We start from the raw sequence: 15417 nt of genomic DNA, 5'->3' as shown, positions 1-15417 counted from the left end.
CCCGACATCGGAGACAACGGCTCAAACCCTCAAACGGCAAATACTTGGCGGAGTGGACGGGGCTCGAACCCGCGACCCCCGGCGTGACAGGCCGGTATTCTGACCAACTGAACTACCACTCCGCAGTGGTATCCCTCAGGGAATTCAAACTCCTGCACCGGCCACGCAAGGCTTGCCAAACAAACCCAGGGACCAATGAAGAGGAAAATAAGATGGGTGGCGGAGTGGACGGGACTCGAACCCGCGACCCCCGGCGTGACAGGCCGGTATTCTAACCAACTGAACTACCACTCCGCAGTGGCGCCGGCTTCGGCGACATCGTTGCGATGCCCGCCCAGGTGCCGACCACCTGACCAGTGTGACTGGTACGCCCTAGGGGATTCGAACCCCTGTAACCACCGTGAAAGGGTGGTGTCCTAGGCCTCTAGACGAAGGGCGCCTAAAACCCGTTGCTGCCATCGAAGGTGGTGGAGGTAAGCGGGATCGAACCGCTGACCTCTTGCATGCCATGCAAGCGCTCTCCCAGCTGAGCTATACCCCCACATGTCGATGACGGCATCGAATTTGAAACGCCTGCGGGAATCTCTTCCAGCAGGCGCTGCTGTTCGATGGCGGAGTGGACGGGACTCGAACCCGCGACCCCCGGCGTGACAGGCCGGTATTCTAACCAACTGAACTACCACTCCGCAGTGGTGCTGAACTTCAAGTTGCGTTTCCGACAACTCCAGGCTTCTGCGAACCTGACCAGTGTGACTGGTACGCCCTAGGGGATTCGAACCCCTGTAACCACCGTGAAAGGGTGGTGTCCTAGGCCTCTAGACGAAGGGCGCCAAGGTTGTTGCCATCACGACGCCACCAGATGTTGGTGGAGGTAAGCGGGATCGAACCGCTGACCTCTTGCATGCCATGCAAGCGCTCTCCCAGCTGAGCTATACCCCCCATTCGCGCATCAATCAACTTCTGCAATCTGCGTCTGTCGTTTGATTTGCTGAATCGGTTACGCCGTTCAAGCAAGACCAAAAGTATATACCGCTTTTCAAAGAGCTTGCAAGCGGTCGATGACAATTTTTCGATCGAACAGAGACAGCACGGCGTCGACCGAGGGCGTCTGGGCCCGGCCGCACACCAGCACGCGCACCGGAATCGCCAGTTGCGGCATCTTCAGGCCGTGCTCGCCAATGGTGTCCTTGATGGCCTGGTTGATCGCCGCCTTCTCCCAGTCGACCGTGGCCAGACGGGCGGCCAGCGCCAGCAGCGCAGGCTTCACCGCCTCGGTGACGTGCTGGGCCTGTTCCTCGGCCGACGGTGCCACCGGCGCGAAGTACATGGCCAGCCAGTCGGCCAGATCGGCGGTGGTGGTGCAGCGGTCCTTGAACAGCGCGCAGTGGGCCGGGGTCACCTGGGCATCGGACACGGCCACGCCCTTGCGACGCAGTTGCGCCGTGGCCAGCGTGGCCAGGCGGCCATCGTCCGCCTGCTTCAGGTACTGGGCGTTGACCCAGGCGAGCTTGGCGGCGTCCCATTGGGCCGGGCTCTTGGACAGGTGCTCGCCATCGAACCAGCTCACCAGTTGCTCGCGGCTGAACAGCTCATCGTCGCCGTGGCTCCAGCCCAGACGGGCCAGGTAGTTCAGCATGGCTTCGGGCAGGTAGCCCATCTCTTCGTAGGCGGTGACGCTCACCGCGCCACGGCGCTTGGACAGCTTCAGGCCATCGTCGCCCAGGATGACCGGCACATGGCCAAATTGCGGCAGCGGCGCGCCCAGTGCACGGAAGATGTTGATCTGCCAGGGCGTGTTGTTGACATGCTCATCGCCACGGAAGACGTGGGTGATGCTCATGTCCCAGTCGTCCACCACGACGGCGAAGTTGTAGGTGGGCACGCCATCGGGCCGCAGGATGATCAGGTCGTCGATCTCGCGGTTGTTGATGGTGATCGGGCCCTTGACCAGGTCGTTCCAGGTCACGTCGCCCTCGGCCGGATTGCGAAAGCGCACCACCGGCTTCACGCCCTCGGGCACCGGCGGCAGCACCTTGCCCGGCTCGGGACGCCAGCGGCCGTCGTAGCCGGTCTTCTCGCCACGGGCCTTCTGGGCCTCGCGCATGGCGTCCAGTTCCTCGGGGGTGCAGTAGCAGCGGTAGGCGGTGCCAGCCGCCAGCATCTGCTCGACCACGGCCTGGTAACGCTCCAGGCGCTGCATCTGGTAGAACGGGCCTTCGTCGTAATCCAGGCCCAGCCAGTGCATGGCCTGCAGGATCTGTTCGACGGACTCTTGGGTCGAGCGGGCCACATCGGTGTCCTCGATGCGCAGCACGAAGTCCCCGCCGAAGTGGCGGGCGAAGGCCCAGGAGAACAGGGCCGTGCGGGCGGTGCCCAGGTGCAGGAAGCCCGTCGGCGACGGGGCGATGCGGGTGCGGATCTTCTGAGTCATGGAAAGGTTCACAGGGAATCGAGGCCACGCGCCAGATCGGCGGTGATGTCGGCCACATCGTCCAGGCCCACGGCCAGGCGGATCAGGCCCTGGCCGATGCCCGCGGCCTGGCGCTGCGCTTCGCTCAGGCGCCCGTGCGAGGTGGTGGCCGGATGACTGATGGTGGTCTTGGTGTCACCCAGGTTGGTGGTGCGCGAGCAGACCTGGGCCGCGTCCAGCACCGCGAAGGCCTGGGCTCGCAACTGCTCGGGGCTGTCGCCCTTGACCTCGAAGGACACCACGGCGGCCCCCAGGCCGGACTGCTGCTTCATGGCCAGCGCATGCTGGGGATGCGAGGCCAGGCCGGGGTAGTGCACCCGCGCCACGGCGGGATGGGCCTCCAGCCACTGGGCCACCGCCAGGGCGTTGGCACTCTGGGCCTTCATGCGCACCACCAGGGTCTCCATGCCCTTGAGCACCACCCAGGCGTTGAAGGGCGACAGCGTCAGCCCGGCCGAGCGCTGCACCGGCAGCAGCTTGGACTGGATCAGTTCTTCGGGGCCGCAGACAGCGCCGGCAATCACCCGTCCCTGGCCATCCAGGTACTTGGTGCCGGAATGGATGATGAAGTCGGCACCCCACTGGGCGGGCTGCTGCAGGGCCGGCGAGCAGAAGCAGTTGTCCACCGCCAGCCAGGCCCCGGCCGCGTGCGCGACTTCGGCCAGCGCGGCGATGTCGCACACCTCGGTCAGCGGGTTGGTCGGCGACTCGGCGAACAGCAGGCGGGTGTTGGGGCGCATCGCGGTGCGCCACTCGGCCACATCGGTCTGCGACACGAAGGTGGACTCGACACCGAAGCGGCCGAACACATCGCCCAGCAGCTTGATGGTGGAGCCGAACACGCTGCGCGAGCAGACCACATGGTCCCCCGCCTTGAGCAGGCCCATGGCCAGCAGCGTGATGGCCCCCATGCCGCTGGCCGTGGCGATGCAGCCGCTGGTGCCCTCCAGCGCCGCCAGACGGCGCTCCATCATCATCACCGTCGGGTTGGAGAAGCGGCTGTAGGTGAAGGCCTCTTCCTCGTCGGCGAAACGGCGCGCGGCCGTGGCGGCGTCCGGGTAGACAAAGCTGCTGGTCAGGTACAGCGCCTCGGAGTTCTCGCCCCATTGCGAGGGCGGCAGGCCTTCGCGCAGGGCCCGGGTGGACAGGCCCACGCCCTCGGGCAACTCAACGCGCGGCAAACGCTTCTTCTCGCTCATTGCGCGCCCTCCCCGCTTTGCAGCGCCAGGCGGGTGCGGGCCGGACCGTCCTCTTCTTCCGGTTGGGACGCGCGCTGGGCCTTCATCGTCGCGAAGTCTTCCACGGACACGTCACCGGTGACGTAGCTGCCGTCGAAGCAGGAAGCCTCGAAGCCCTTGAGCGAAGGGTTGAGCGCATGGACGACGCGCTTCATCGCGTCGACGTCCTGGTAGATCAGGGCATCGGCCCCGATGAACTGGCGGATCTCCTCGATGGTGCGGTTGTGGGCCACCAGCTCTTCCTGCGTCGGCATGTCGATGCCGTAGACGTTGGGGTAGCGCACCGGCGGCGCGGCCGAGGCCATGTAAACCTTGGCGGCGCCGGCTTCGCGGGCCATCTGCACGATCTCCTTGGAGGTGGTGCCGCGCACGATGGAGTCGTCCACCAGCAGCACATTGCGGCCCTTGAACTCCACGCCGATGGCATTGAGCTTCTGGCGCACGCTCTTCTTGCGCACCGACTGCCCCGGCATGATGAAGGTGCGGCCGACATAGCGGTTCTTCACAAAGCCTTCGCGGTAGGGCTTGCCGATCTTCTGCGCCAGCTGCATGGCCGAGGGGCGGCTGGACTCCGGGATCGGGATCACCACATCGATCTCGGAGGGCGGCATCGTGGAGATCACGCGCTGAGCCAGCGTCTCGCCCATGTTCAGGCGGGCCTGATACACCGACACGCCGTCCATCACCGAGTCCGGACGGGCCAGGTAGACGAACTCGAACATGCAGGGGTTGAGCGTCGGGTTCTCGGCACACTGGCGGCTGTGGATCTGGCCCTTCATGTCGATGAAGACGGCTTCGCCCGGCGCCACGTCGCGCAGGATCTTGTGGCCCGTGCCTTCCAGCGTGACCGATTCGCTGGCCACCATCACCTCCTGACCTTCGGGCGTGTCGATGGTGCCCAGGCACAGCGGACGGATGCCGAAAGGATCGCGGAAGGCCAGCAGGCCGTAGCCGGCGATCAGCGCGATCACGGCGTACGAGCCCTTGATGCGCTTGTGCACGGCGGCCACGGCCTTGAACACCTCCTCGGGCGTCAGCGGCAGGTCCCGCGCCTTCTGCTCCAGCTCGTGCGCCAGGATGTTGATCAGCACCTCGGTGTCGCTCTCGGTGTTGATGTGGCGGCGGTCGATGTCGAACAGCTCCTTCTTCAGCGCGTGCGCGTTGGTCAGGTTGCCGTTGTGCACCAGCACGATGCCGAAGGGCGCATTGACGTAGAAGGGCTGGGCCTCTTCCTCGCTGTAGGCATTGCCGGCCGTCGGGTAGCGCACCTGGCCCAGGCCCACCGTGCCGGGCAGGGCCCGCATGTTGCGGGTGCGGAAGACATCCCGCACCATGCCACGGGCCTTGTGCATGTAGCACTTGGTGCCCTGCATGGTGACGATGCCGGCTGCATCCTGGCCGCGGTGCTGCAGCAGCAGCAGCGCGTCATAGATGAGTTGGTTGACCGGCTGGTTGGAGATCACGCCGACGATGCCGCACATGGGAGGAGTCCGTTCAAGAGGAGGAGAGATTCAGAAAGCGCGCCGCCGGCGATGAGGCCCGCGACGGTTGGGGCAACCAGGGCTCGATGGCCTGGTGCAGGATCAGGGTCCAGGCCACCACACGGGAGGCCCGCCAGCCGTCCGATCCGGCCAGGGGCGTCCAGCCCACGGCCGTGACCAGCAGCAGCAGCAGCAGCACGCCGCGCAGCAGGCCGAAGCCGCCGCCGAGCACGCGGTCCGGCACGGTCAGCGGGGTGGCGGCGATCAGCATCTTGATCAGGCGGGCCAGCAGGCCCCAGGCCAGCAGCACCACCACGAAGGCCAGCAGGAAGCCGCCGCCCAGGCGCAGGGCACTGCCCTCCCCGCCCAGGTGGACGAGCTGACCGGCCGCCTCGGCACCATGGCTGGCCACCCACCAGGCGACCACCCAACCGGCCAGGGACAGCACCTCGAAGACCAGGCCGCGCCAGATCCCGATCACCACCGACAGCAGCAGCAGTGCCAGCAGCACCGCATCCAGCGGGGTCAGGCTGTGCGACGCGGCCATGGCGCGCTCAGAGCTTCAGCACGGCCGCCTGCAGGCCGGCCGACTTGATCTTCGCCGCGGCCTTGTCCGCCTCGGCCTTGGTCGTGAAGGGCCCCACGCGCACCCGGATGCGCCGCCCGGTGGACGACTCGATCACCTGGGTGTAGGTGGACAGGCCCAGCAACTCGACCTTGCCGCGTGCGTCACGCGCGCTGCTGGTCTCGGCAAAGGCACCGATCTGCACGACGAAGCGCCCTTCATCGGACTTGGCATCCGTGGCCTTCGCATCGGTCGGCTTCGCATCGGCGGACTTGCTGTCCGTCGGCTTGGCATCGGTCGGCTTGCTGGCGGCCGAAGACTTGCCGGCCTTGGCATCCGTGGCCTTGCTGTCCTTGGACTTGACCGCATCCGCAGACGCCGCCTTGCCACTGTCCTTGTGCGCATCAGAGGCCTTGTCGCCGCTGCGGCTGTCCGACTTCTTGTCGTGTGCCAGCTCGGCGACCTTGGGCGCGACAGCGGCCACTGCCTTCGGCTCGGGCTTGGGCTCCACCTTCTTCGGCTCGGGCTTGGGCACCGGAGCGGGGGCGGGAGCGGAGGGCGGGACAGACGCCGGCACCGTGGGCTCGATCACCTCGTCGGCTCCGGCATCGCTGCCGGTGGGCTCGACGGGCGGCGGTGCCACCACGGCAGCGCGGGACGAGGACGCCTGCGGCGCAGCCACGTGCAGCGGCGCTGCCCCGTCGCGAGAAGGAATTTCGATGGGAATGTCGACCGGGATGGGCCGCGGCTGGGTCTCGAACAGCAGGGGAAAGCCGATGATGCCCGCCACCAGCAGCAGGGTGACACCGATCAGGCGGCGGCGCGCCTTGATCCGCACCTCACGGACCTGCTCCGCAGGATCGGAGGCGGCCCCTCGCGGAGCGGGCTTGTCGGAGCGGCGGATCTTGAACTTGGAGAGCAATCCCATGCGTGGCAGCAGCGTGCGTTGGGGCCGGGCAGGCGGGTAGCGGCCGTCCGTGGCTCACGCACGGCCACCGGCCGTCACGCCTGATGAGGGGCGCCCAGGCGGGGCAATCCCTCCTTCAGCACGCCGCCCACGGTGTAGAACGAACCGAAGACCACGATTCTATCAGCCGGGTCCGCCCCCTTCAGGGCTGCGGCCAAGGCGCTGGCCGGCTCGGCGTGGCATTCGGCCGGCGGCGCCTTCGGTGCCGCGTCGCGCACCACCTCAGCCAACTGGGCCGCGGTGGCCGCACGCGGCAAGGGCAGATCGGTCACGTGCCAGACGTCCACCAGGGGGGCCAGGCGGGCGACCAGCGAGGCCAAATCCTTGTCATGCATGGCCCCCAGCACGGCGATGGTGCGGGGGTAGAAGCCCATCTGGTCCAGGTTCAGGGCCAGCGCGCCGACCGACTGCGCGTTGTGGGCCACATCCAGCACCAGGGTCGGCTGGCCCGGGACGATCTGGAAGCGCCCAGGCAGCTCCACCGTGGCCAGGCCCACCCGCACCGCCTGGGCATTCACCGGCACGCGGTCACGCAGGCTCTCCAGCGCGGCAATGGCACCGGAAGCGTTGAGCAGTTGGTTGGCTCCCCGCAGCGCCGGGTAGGACAGCGCGTGGTAACGCCGCCCTCGCCCGCTCCAGGACCACTGCTGGCGGTCGCCCTGCTGGTTGAAGTCGCGCCCCACCAGCCACAGGTCGGCGCCCAGGGCCTCGCCCGCCGCGATGACGCTGGCCGGCGGCACCGGGTCGGCGATGATGGCCGGGCGGCCGGCCCGCAGGATGCCGGCCTTCTCGCGGCCGATGCTTTCACGGTCGGGCCCCAGGTACTCGACGTGGTCGATGTCCACGCTGGTGATGACGCTGCAATCGGCATCGAAGGCGTTGACCGCATCCAGGCGGCCGCCCAGCCCCACCTCCAGGATCACCAGGTCCAGCCCGGCGGTGGCCAGGGCCCGGGCGATGGCCAGGGTCGTGAACTCGAAGTAGGTCAGCGTGGTGTCGCCCCGCGCGGCCTCCACCGCCGCGAAATGCGGCACCAGCGCCTCGGCGGCGATCTGCTCGCCGTTGATGCGACAGCGCTCCTCGAAATGCACCAGATGGGGCTTGCTGTACAGCCCCACCCGCCACCCCGCCGCCCGCGCGATGCTGTCGATCATCGCGCAGGTGGAGCCCTTGCCGTTGGTGCCGGCCACCGCAATCACCGGGCAGTCGAAATGCAGGCCCATGCGCGCCAGGACCGCCTTCACGCGGTCCAGCGTCATGTCGATGGTCTTGGGGTGCAGGCGCTCGCAGTGGGCGAGCCAGTCATCAAGGGAAACAGGCAGGGACACGTCAGGACTCTTCAAATGCAACGCCCCGGACCGCTGCGCGCGGGCCGGGGCGCATCGAAAGACCGAGAGGATACTCAGGCGACGGCGTCGACGCTCTGACGCTGGAGCATGGCCAGCTGGTGAGCAATGGTATGACGCAGCTGGCGGCGGTCGACGATCATGTCGATCGCGCCCTTGGTCAGCAGGAACTCGGCGCGCTGGAAGCCTTCGGGCAGCTTCTCGCGCACGGTGTTCTCGATCACGCGGGGGCCGGCAAAGCCGATCAGCGCCTTGGGCTCGGCGATCACCACGTCACCCACGAAGGCGAAACCAGCCGACACGCCACCCATGGTCGGGTCGGTCAGCACGCTGATGTAGGGCAGCTTGGCCTTGGCCAGGTAGGTCAGGGCTGCATTGGTCTTGGCCATCTGCATCAGGCTCAGCAGGCCTTCCTGCATGCGGGCACCGCCGCTGGCAGCAAAGCTGATGAAGGGCACCTTCTGCTCGATGGCCGCTTCCACGCCCCGGACGAAGCGCTCGCCCACCACGGAGCCCATCGAGCCGCCCAGGAAGTCGAACTCGAAGCAGGCGGTGACCACCGGCACGCTCATCACCGAGCCACCCATCACGATCAGGGCATCGGTCTCGCCGGTGGATTCCAGCGCAGCCTTCAGGCGCTCCGGGTACTTCTTGCTGTCCTTGAACTTCAGGGCATCGACCGGCAGCACTTCCTGGCCGATCTCGTAGCGGCCTTCGGCGTCCAGGAAGGCATCCAGACGGGCCCGCGCACCGATGCGGTGGTGGTGACTGCACTTGGGGCAGACGTTCTGGTTGCCCTCCAGGTCGGTCTTGTAGAGCACCGACTCACAGGAGGGGCACTTGATCCACAGGCCTTCCGGGACCGAGCGCCGCTCGCTCGGGTCGGTGTGCTGGATTTTCGGCGGCAGCAGTTTTTCAAGCCAGCTCATGGATCAAGGCTCCTTTCAAAACGACGCGCGTTTATAGCGCATCCAGTGCATTGCGGATATCCCGCAGAAAAGCAGTCGCGACGGCGGGCGCCCGTTCGCGGGACTCGTTCTCGATCAGCTGGATCAGCCGCGAGCCGATGACCACGCCATCGGACACCCGGCCCACGGCCTGGGCCGAGGCGGCATCCCGGATGCCGAAGCCCACACCCACCGGCACCTTCACGTGCCGCTGGATGCGCGGCACGGCCTCGGCCACCGCGGCGGTGTCGAGGCTGCCCGCGCCCGTCACGCCCTTGAGCGAGACGTAGTACACATAGCCGGTGGCAATCTGACCCACCTGGGCCATGCGGGCCTCGGTGGAGGTGGGCGCCAGCAGGAAGATCAGGTCCAGCCCGTGCGCCTTCAGCTTGGCTGCGAACTCGGCGCACTCCTCGGGCGGATAGTCCACGATCAGCACGCCATCGACCCCAGCGGCCGCGGCATCCTTCACGAAGGCGTCGGCACCGTGTTTCTGGTCGTAGCGCTCCACGGGGTTGGCGTAGCCCATCAGCACCACGGGCGTGGTGGCATCCTTCTGGCGGAAGGCGCGGACCATGTCCAGCACCTGCACCATGCCGATGCCCTTGGCCAGCGCGCGCTCGGCGGCCTTCTGGATCACCGGGCCGTCGGCCATCGGGTCCGAGAAAGGAACGCCCAGCTCGATCACGTCGGCGCCGCCCGCAGCCAGGGCGTGCATCAGCTCGACCGTGCCGTCGGCGAACGGGTCACCCGCGCAGATATAAGGGATCAGGGCCTTGCGGCCCGAAGCGCCGAGCTTCTCGAAGGTGGTGGCGATGCGGCTCATGCGATGCCCTCCAGGCCCGCCAGCTTCGCGACGGTGTTGATGTCCTTGTCGCCCCGGCCGGAGAGGTTGACCAGCACATGCTGGTCCGGTCGCATGGTGGCGGCCAGCTTCATGGCATAGGCCACGGCGTGGCTGGATTCCAGCGCCGGGATGATGCCCTCGGTGCGGCACAGGCGGTGGAAGGCGGTCAGCGCCTCGTCGTCGGTGCAGCCGACGTACTCGGCCCGGCCGATGTCGTGCAGGTAGGCGTGTTCGGGTCCGACACCGGGGTAGTCCAGGCCGGCCGACACGGAGTGGGTCTCGATGATCTGGCCGTTGTCGTCCTGCATCAGGTAGGTGCGGTTGCCGTGCAGCACGCCCGGCGTGCCGGCGGAGATGCTGGCCGCATGCTTGCCGCTCTCCAGGCCCAGGCCGGCCGCCTCGACGCCGATCAGGCGCACGTTCTCGTGGGGGATGTAGGGGTAGAAGATGCCCATGGCGTTGCTGCCGCCGCCCACCGCCGCCACCACCGCGTCCGGCTGGCGATTGCCGCCCAGCATCTCGGGCATCTGCACCAGACACTCGTCGCCGATGATGCGCTGGAAGTCGCGCACCATGGCCGGGTACGGGGCCGGGCCGGCCACCGTGCCGATGATGTAGAAGGTGTTCTCGACGTTGGTGACCCAGTCGCGCAGCGCCTCGTTGAGCGCGTCCTTCAGGGTCTTGCTGCCGCTTTCCACCGGCACCACCTTGGCGCCCAGCAGATGCATGCGGTACACGTTGGGGCTTTGGCGCTTGACGTCCTCGGAGCCCATGTAGACCACGCACTCCATGCCGTAGCGCGCGCAGACGGTGGCCGTGGCCACGCCGTGCTGGCCGGCACCGGTCTCGGCGATCACCCGCGGCTTGCCCATGCGGCGGGCCAGCAAGGCCTGGCCGATGGTGTTGTTCACCTTGTGGGCGCCGGTGTGGTTCAGGTCCTCGCGCTTGAGGTAGATCTGCGCGCCCCCCACCTCGCGCGACAGGCGCGCGGCGTGGTAGATCGGGCTGGGCCGGCCGACGAAGTGCTTGAGCTCGTAGGCGTACTCGCGCTGGAACTCCGGGTCCTGGCGGTAGTGCTCGTAGGCAGCCTGCAGCTCGTCGAGCGCGTGCGTGAGCGTCTCGGAGACGAAGCGGCCGCCATACGGCCCGAAATGGCCCGACGCATCGGGCTGGTGATACTCGAACATGATCAAAGAATCCTTGGCATTCAGGTGAGTGCATCGGCGATGCGGGCATCGGCCTCGCGCACCGCCTCGCAGAACCGGCGCATCAGGCCGGCATCCTTGATGCCCTTGGCCTCTTCCACGCCGGTGCTGACGTCAACGGCCCAGGGCCGGACGTGCATCACCCCATCGATCACGTTTGCAGGATTCAACCCACCAGACAAAACGACCGGAGAGGGAACGCTGGCGGGAATGAGTGACCAATCGAATGCCTTTCCACCACCCCCGTAGCCGTCCACATGGGCATCCAGCAGCAGGCCGCTGGCTCGGGGGTAGAGAGAGCCGAAGTTTAACAAATCGAATCCAGGTGCCATCCGCGCCGCCCGCAGATAGGGCCGCCCCGCGCGGTCGCAGTCGGCGGGTGTCTCGTCGCCATGGAACTGCAGCAGGGCCTGCGGCACCGCGGCCAGGCCGCGGGCGATCTCCTCGTCCGTGGCGTTCACGAACAGCAGCACCGGCGTGACGAAGGGCGGCAGGCGCCGGGCCAGTTCCCCTGCCCGCTCGGCGGTCACGGCCCGCGCGCTGCGCGGGTAGAGCACGAAACCCAGCGCATCGGCACCCGCAGTCACGGCGGCATCGACATCGGCCTCACGGGTGAGGCCACAGATCTTGATGCGGGTGGGGGTGCCAGGGATGGGGCGCATGGGCGAAGCGGGTGCAAGGTCAGGGAAGCCAGTCCATCGCGGGCGTATGCCGCGGCAGATCCAGTTCCGCATCGTAATTCGGCCCGAGAAAGTAAAGCCCGTCTGGCGCAAAGGTCGGTGCCGCCGCGTCGCGCGAGCGAGCCGCCAGCACCTCGGCCATCCAGCCGGCGGGCCGCGTGCCGGTGCCCACCGCCACCAGGCAGCCCATCAGGTTGCGCACCATGTGGTGCAGAAAGGCCACCGCCTCGAACTCGAAGCGCCAGTAGGCGCCGCGCCGCTCGATGGCGATGCGGTCCATGCGTTTGATGGGCGACAGCGCCTGGCATTCGGCCGAACGGAAGGAGCTGAAATCGTGCTCGCCGATCAGGCAGGCCGCCGCACGGCGCATGGCCTCGCCATCGAGCGGCCGGAAGACCCAGCCCACCCCTCCCCGCTCGATGGCCGGCCGCACGGGCGATTCCAGCAGCATGTAGCAGTAGCGGCGCCCGCGGGCGCTGTTGCGGGCATGGAAGCTGGCAGGCACCTCGCGCGACCATTGGACGGCGATGTCCGGCGGCAGGTAGCGGTTGGTGCCACGCACCCAGGAAAAGGGCTCGCGGTGCAGGGGCGTGTCCAGGTGGACCACCTGGTTGAGCCCGTGCACGCCGGTGTCGGTGCGGCCAGCGCAGACGGTCTGCACGGGCATGGCAGCGAACTGGGACAGGGCGGACTCCAGATGATCCTGGACGGTCCGCCCGCTGGGCTGGCTCTGCCAGCCGTGGTAGGCGTCGCCCCGGTAGGCCACGCCCAGGGCGATGCGCCGCACCGCCGGGCCGGCGTGCGGTGGCACGCCAGCCACTGCGGTGTCAGCCAAGCTCATCCAGCATGGCCTGCGCCTTGCTGCGCAGCGGTTCGGTGGCCTTGCTCACCACCTCTTCCAGCAGGTCACGCGCACCTTCCACGTCGCCGATGCGGCGGAACTCGTCGGCCAGTTCCACCTTGCGCTGCAGCGGATCGGCCGCATCGCCTTCCAGATCGAAGGCGATCGAGTCGGTGAAATCGTCCGCGGTCGGGGCAGCCGGTGCGGCAGCAGCCGACTGGATGGGTTCCAGTGCGGGCAGATCCAGCGTCTCCGGAGAAGCCGTGGTGACCTCCTCCGCCTCGTGGCTGGGCGAGACTGTCGAGGTTCCCAGATCGAGGGACAGATCCCCGAAATCGAAGTCCATGGACTTGCTCTCGCTGACCTGCTCCACCTCCGGCTGGGGCAGCGCCTCTTCAGCAGCCCGGGGCGATGCCTCGGGCGCCACCTCGAACGGCGGCAGCTCCGCCAGATCCGGCAGCGGCTCCATGCCGGTCGCAGGCACCTCAGGCAGAGCGTGCAGACCGGACTCCTCGGTCACCGGCAGGTCCGGCAGACCGCTGGTGGTGGAGATCGGACGGGTGCTCTCCAGCCCGGTCAGCTTGGAGGCGGCCGCCAGATCGATGTCCAGATCCAGCGGCGGGAGTTCGGACGGCTGGGTGTCCGGACTGTGTTCCTCAGGCTCCGGCGCAGCCATGGACGCCGCGGGGGCGATCGGACGGGACAGCTCCTCATCCGGATCCCCGCGCAGGTCCGGCGGCGGCTCGGAGGACGTGTCGATGTCCACCTCGGTGATCGGCCCACCTTGCTGGTACAGCTCGTTGGCCGGATCCACCTGGCGGCCCAGTTCCTTGGCACGCTCCCACTCGTCACCGACGCCGCCGGTCATCTCGAGCACCTGGCGCGCCTGGGTTTCGAAGCTGCGGGCGTCGGCCCGCTTGGCGTAGACCTCCAGCAGCTTGCTGCGGATGGCCACCCGGCCGCCGTCGGCCCGCAAGGCCTCCTTGAGGATCTCCTCGGCCTGCAGATCGCGCCCGTAGGCCAGGTACACATCGGCCTCGGCCACTGGATCCACGTCACCGATGGCATCCAGCTGGCTGAGCGAGTAGCTCAGGGAAGAGGAACTGCTGGCCCCGTCGCGGGTGTCCACCCGCTGGCCGCCGCTCACGCCGAAGAAGGAATCCGGCTGCATGCGGCTCTCGACGAACGAGGTCTCGCTGCCACCGCCCTGCTTGCGGCGGCGCAGCAGGCGCGTCACCCCCAGGCCGGCCAACAGGGCGACGATGCTGATGCCCGCCACGGGCACGATGGGATTGCCCATCATCGAGGAGACAAAGCCCTCCTCCTCGACCGGCGCCGGCACCACCGGCGGCTTGACCTTCGGCTTGGGCTTGGCGGGCTGGGAGGCGGGCAGCGAGGCCGTCTCGGCCACGGCCGACGCCACCGAAGGCGCCACCGTGGCGGCGCTGGCGGCCAGCGGCGGTGTCACGGGCGCAGAGGCCACGGCTGCGGGCGCCGATGCCGGAGCGGGCGCGGGCTTGGCCACCGAAGCGGTAGCGGCAGGCACTGCGACCCCGGGCTTGGCCGGCGCCGAGGGGGCCCCGCCCATCGCCGCAGCGGTTCCCTGCGAAAGCTTCTTGAGTTCCTGGACGTTGCGCGAGAGTTCGGCCACACGCGCCTCGGCAGCCTTGCGCTCGGTTTCCTTGGAGACCTTGGCTTCAGCGCCAGGCTTCACGCTGGGGCGCGACAGCTTGAGCTCGTCGGCCTGCCCCGCCGCAGGGGCCTTGCGGTCCTGCACGGCGGCCTCCACCTTGCCGGAGGTCTGGCGCTCCGGCTCGCTCGACTTCACAGCGGGTGCCGACTGGGCCAGGCGCTGCCGGAAGGCCGCGAAATCAGAGCTCTGGGCCTGGATGACCTGACGGGCTTCTTCCGAGGAGATCGCCCCCGCGGTCTGGGCGTCCGGCATCGACAGCTTGGCCCCGGCCTTCAGGCGATTCATGTTGTTGCCGGCGAAGGCGTCCGGATTGCTGCGGTACAAGCCCACCAGCATCTGGTCCAGGGACACACCGGACTGGGCATGACGACGCGCAATGCCCGAGAGCGTGTCGCCCGCACGGACAGAGTAGGTGTCGCTGGACTCCGAGGCGGGCGCGGCGGGCTTGCTGGCCGGACGCGGCGCTGCAGCCACCGGCTTGGGCGGCGCGGGCTCGGCAGCGGGCGCACGCACGGGCGCCGCGGGTGTGGCAGCCCGGGGTGCGGGCGGTGAAGACAGAACGGGCGAGGTGGTCGGCGCTGCGGGGGCCGGCGCAGCCTTGGTCGTTGGTGGATCGATCAGCAGCGTGTAGGAACGCTGCAGCCGCCCGCCCGACCAGGTGAAGTTCAGGATCAGGTCCACGAAGGGCTCGGACACCGCGCGCGTGCCGGCGATCCGGATCACGGCACGGCCATCGGCGCGCCGCTGCAAGGTGGCCTCGGCCCCGGACAGCGCGGGGTTGAAGTCCACGCCCGCGGCCCGGAAGGCCTCGCCGGAAGCGATGGCACTTTGCAGCGTGGCCGCTTCTTCCGGAGACAGGTTGGTGACCTCGATCTCGGCACGCAGGTTCTCACCCAGTGCAGACTGAACGGTCATGCGGCCCAGGCTGAAGGCCGACGCCGAGGTGTGGCAAAGCAGCAGGGCTGCCGCGCCGACGGCGCTGAGCAGGTAGCCACGGGCAGGGGTGGTGGGATTCTTCAAAGCGTCTCCGAAATCGCGATCCGTCAAAAGCTGTGAGGAGACAGGACCTCAACGACTGGGCATCCCCATGCCTGGCGCGCAGGCGCAGCCGGACATCTGGAAATGCGAAATGTATCA

At 68.1% G+C, this 15417-nt stretch carries 12 protein-coding genes and 7 tRNA genes; all 19 read right to left on the bottom strand.

Annotated features, from left to right (window positions below; all coding sequences use genetic code 11):
• Window positions 1-45: 45 nt before the first annotated feature.
• A tRNA-Asp gene (locus tag I73_RS12210) sits at window positions 46-122 on the bottom strand.
• A gap of 95 nt (window positions 123-217) precedes the next feature.
• Window positions 218-294: transfer RNA gene (locus I73_RS12205), tRNA-Asp, on the bottom strand.
• 69 nt (window positions 295-363) lie between these two features.
• Window positions 364-439, bottom strand: a tRNA-Glu gene (locus I73_RS12200).
• 26 nt (window positions 440-465) lie between these two features.
• Window positions 466-541, bottom strand: a tRNA-Ala gene (locus I73_RS12195).
• Between the two features lie 68 nt (window positions 542-609).
• Window positions 610-686: transfer RNA gene (locus tag I73_RS12190), tRNA-Asp, on the bottom strand.
• Window positions 687-754: 68 nt separating this feature from the next.
• Window positions 755-830: transfer RNA gene (locus I73_RS12185), tRNA-Glu, on the bottom strand.
• A gap of 33 nt (window positions 831-863) precedes the next feature.
• Window positions 864-939: transfer RNA gene (locus I73_RS12180), tRNA-Ala, on the bottom strand.
• A 97-nt stretch (window positions 940-1036) separates the two neighbouring features.
• A complete protein-coding gene (gene gltX, locus I73_RS12175) occupies window positions 1037-2431 on the bottom strand; it encodes a glutamate--tRNA ligase (RefSeq protein WP_022980865.1) in 1395 nt (464 codons plus the stop codon).
• A gap of 8 nt (window positions 2432-2439) precedes the next feature.
• Entirely contained in the window at window positions 2440-3669 is a 1230-nt protein-coding gene (locus I73_RS12170) for an O-succinylhomoserine sulfhydrylase (protein ID WP_022980864.1), read from the bottom strand.
• Window positions 3666-5189, bottom strand: coding sequence for an amidophosphoribosyltransferase (purF, locus tag I73_RS12165; protein WP_022980863.1), 1524 nt, complete (start codon window positions 5187-5189; stop codon window positions 3666-3668). The genes I73_RS12170 and purF overlap by 4 nt, the downstream gene beginning before the upstream one ends.
• 13 nt (window positions 5190-5202) lie before the next feature.
• Window positions 5203-5736: a CvpA family protein gene (locus I73_RS27610; RefSeq protein WP_022980862.1), complete on the bottom strand. Its 534-nt coding sequence runs from the start codon at window positions 5734-5736 to the stop codon at window positions 5203-5205.
• A gap of 7 nt (window positions 5737-5743) precedes the next feature.
• The gene (locus tag I73_RS12155; protein WP_026096647.1) at window positions 5744-6682 is read right to left on the bottom strand and encodes an SPOR domain-containing protein; all 939 of its coding nucleotides are present in this window, start codon (window positions 6680-6682) and stop codon (window positions 5744-5746) included.
• A 74-nt stretch (window positions 6683-6756) separates the two neighbouring features.
• Window positions 6757-8049 carry a bifunctional tetrahydrofolate synthase/dihydrofolate synthase gene (folC, locus tag I73_RS12150; protein WP_022980860.1) on the bottom strand — a complete coding sequence of 431 codons (1293 nt, stop codon included), beginning with the start codon at window positions 8047-8049 and terminating at the stop codon, window positions 6757-6759.
• 74 nt (window positions 8050-8123) lie between these two features.
• The gene (gene accD, locus I73_RS12145; RefSeq protein ID WP_022980859.1) at window positions 8124-8996 is read right to left on the bottom strand and encodes an acetyl-CoA carboxylase, carboxyltransferase subunit beta; all 873 of its coding nucleotides are present in this window, start codon (window positions 8994-8996) and stop codon (window positions 8124-8126) included.
• Window positions 8997-9027: 31 nt separating this feature from the next.
• Entirely contained in the window at window positions 9028-9840 is an 813-nt protein-coding gene (gene trpA, locus I73_RS12140; protein ID WP_022980858.1) for a tryptophan synthase subunit alpha, read from the bottom strand.
• On the bottom strand, window positions 9837-11048 hold the full coding sequence (gene trpB, locus I73_RS12135) for a tryptophan synthase subunit beta (RefSeq protein WP_026096646.1): 1212 nt from the start codon (window positions 11046-11048) through the stop codon (window positions 9837-9839). The genes trpA and trpB overlap by 4 nt, the downstream gene beginning before the upstream one ends.
• Before the next feature lie 20 nt (window positions 11049-11068).
• A complete protein-coding gene (locus tag I73_RS12130) occupies window positions 11069-11728 on the bottom strand; it encodes a phosphoribosylanthranilate isomerase (protein WP_022980856.1) in 660 nt (219 codons plus the stop codon).
• A 19-nt stretch (window positions 11729-11747) separates the two neighbouring features.
• Window positions 11748-12587 carry a tRNA pseudouridine(38-40) synthase TruA gene (truA, locus tag I73_RS12125; protein ID WP_022980855.1) on the bottom strand — a complete coding sequence of 280 codons (840 nt, stop codon included), beginning with the start codon at window positions 12585-12587 and terminating at the stop codon, window positions 11748-11750.
• Entirely contained in the window at window positions 12574-15300 is a 2727-nt protein-coding gene (locus tag I73_RS12120) for a FimV/HubP family polar landmark protein (RefSeq protein ID WP_022980854.1), read from the bottom strand. Before I73_RS12120 ends, truA begins: the two co-directional genes overlap by 14 nt.
• Window positions 15301-15417 lie beyond the last annotated feature (117 nt).

It is taken from the genome of Ideonella sp. B508-1 (assembly GCF_000333615.1).
Lineage (GTDB): Bacteria > Pseudomonadota > Gammaproteobacteria > Burkholderiales > Burkholderiaceae_C > Ideonella.
The sequence above is the reverse complement of the archived record's forward strand: the minus strand, read 5'-3'. Positions and strand labels throughout refer to the sequence as shown.

Bases quoted from the DNA above. Each gene is read 5' to 3' on its own strand.
- gltX (WP_022980865.1), bottom strand. From the start codon at position 2,431: ATGACTCAGAAGATCCGCACCCGCATCGCCCCGTCGCCGACGGGCTTC.
- I73_RS12170 (WP_022980864.1), bottom strand. From the start codon at position 3,669: ATGAGCGAGAAGAAGCGTTTGCCGCGCGTTGAGTTGCCCGAGGGCGTG.
- purF (WP_022980863.1), bottom strand. From the start codon at position 5,189: ATGTGCGGCATCGTCGGCGTGATCTCCAACCAGCCGGTCAACCAACTC.
- I73_RS27610 (WP_022980862.1), bottom strand. From the start codon at position 5,736: ATGGCCGCGTCGCACAGCCTGACCCCGCTGGATGCGGTGCTGCTGGCA.
- I73_RS12155 (WP_026096647.1), bottom strand. From the start codon at position 6,682: ATGGGATTGCTCTCCAAGTTCAAGATCCGCCGCTCCGACAAGCCCGCT.
- accD (WP_022980859.1), bottom strand. From the start codon at position 8,996: ATGAGCTGGCTTGAAAAACTGCTGCCGCCGAAAATCCAGCACACCGAC.
- trpA (WP_022980858.1), bottom strand. From the start codon at position 9,840: ATGAGCCGCATCGCCACCACCTTCGAGAAGCTCGGCGCTTCGGGCCGC.
- trpB (WP_026096646.1), bottom strand. From the start codon at position 11,048: ATGTTCGAGTATCACCAGCCCGATGCGTCGGGCCATTTCGGGCCGTAT.
- I73_RS12130 (WP_022980856.1), bottom strand. From the start codon at position 11,728: ATGCGCCCCATCCCTGGCACCCCCACCCGCATCAAGATCTGTGGCCTC.
- truA (WP_022980855.1), bottom strand. From the start codon at position 12,587: ATGAGCTTGGCTGACACCGCAGTGGCTGGCGTGCCACCGCACGCCGGC.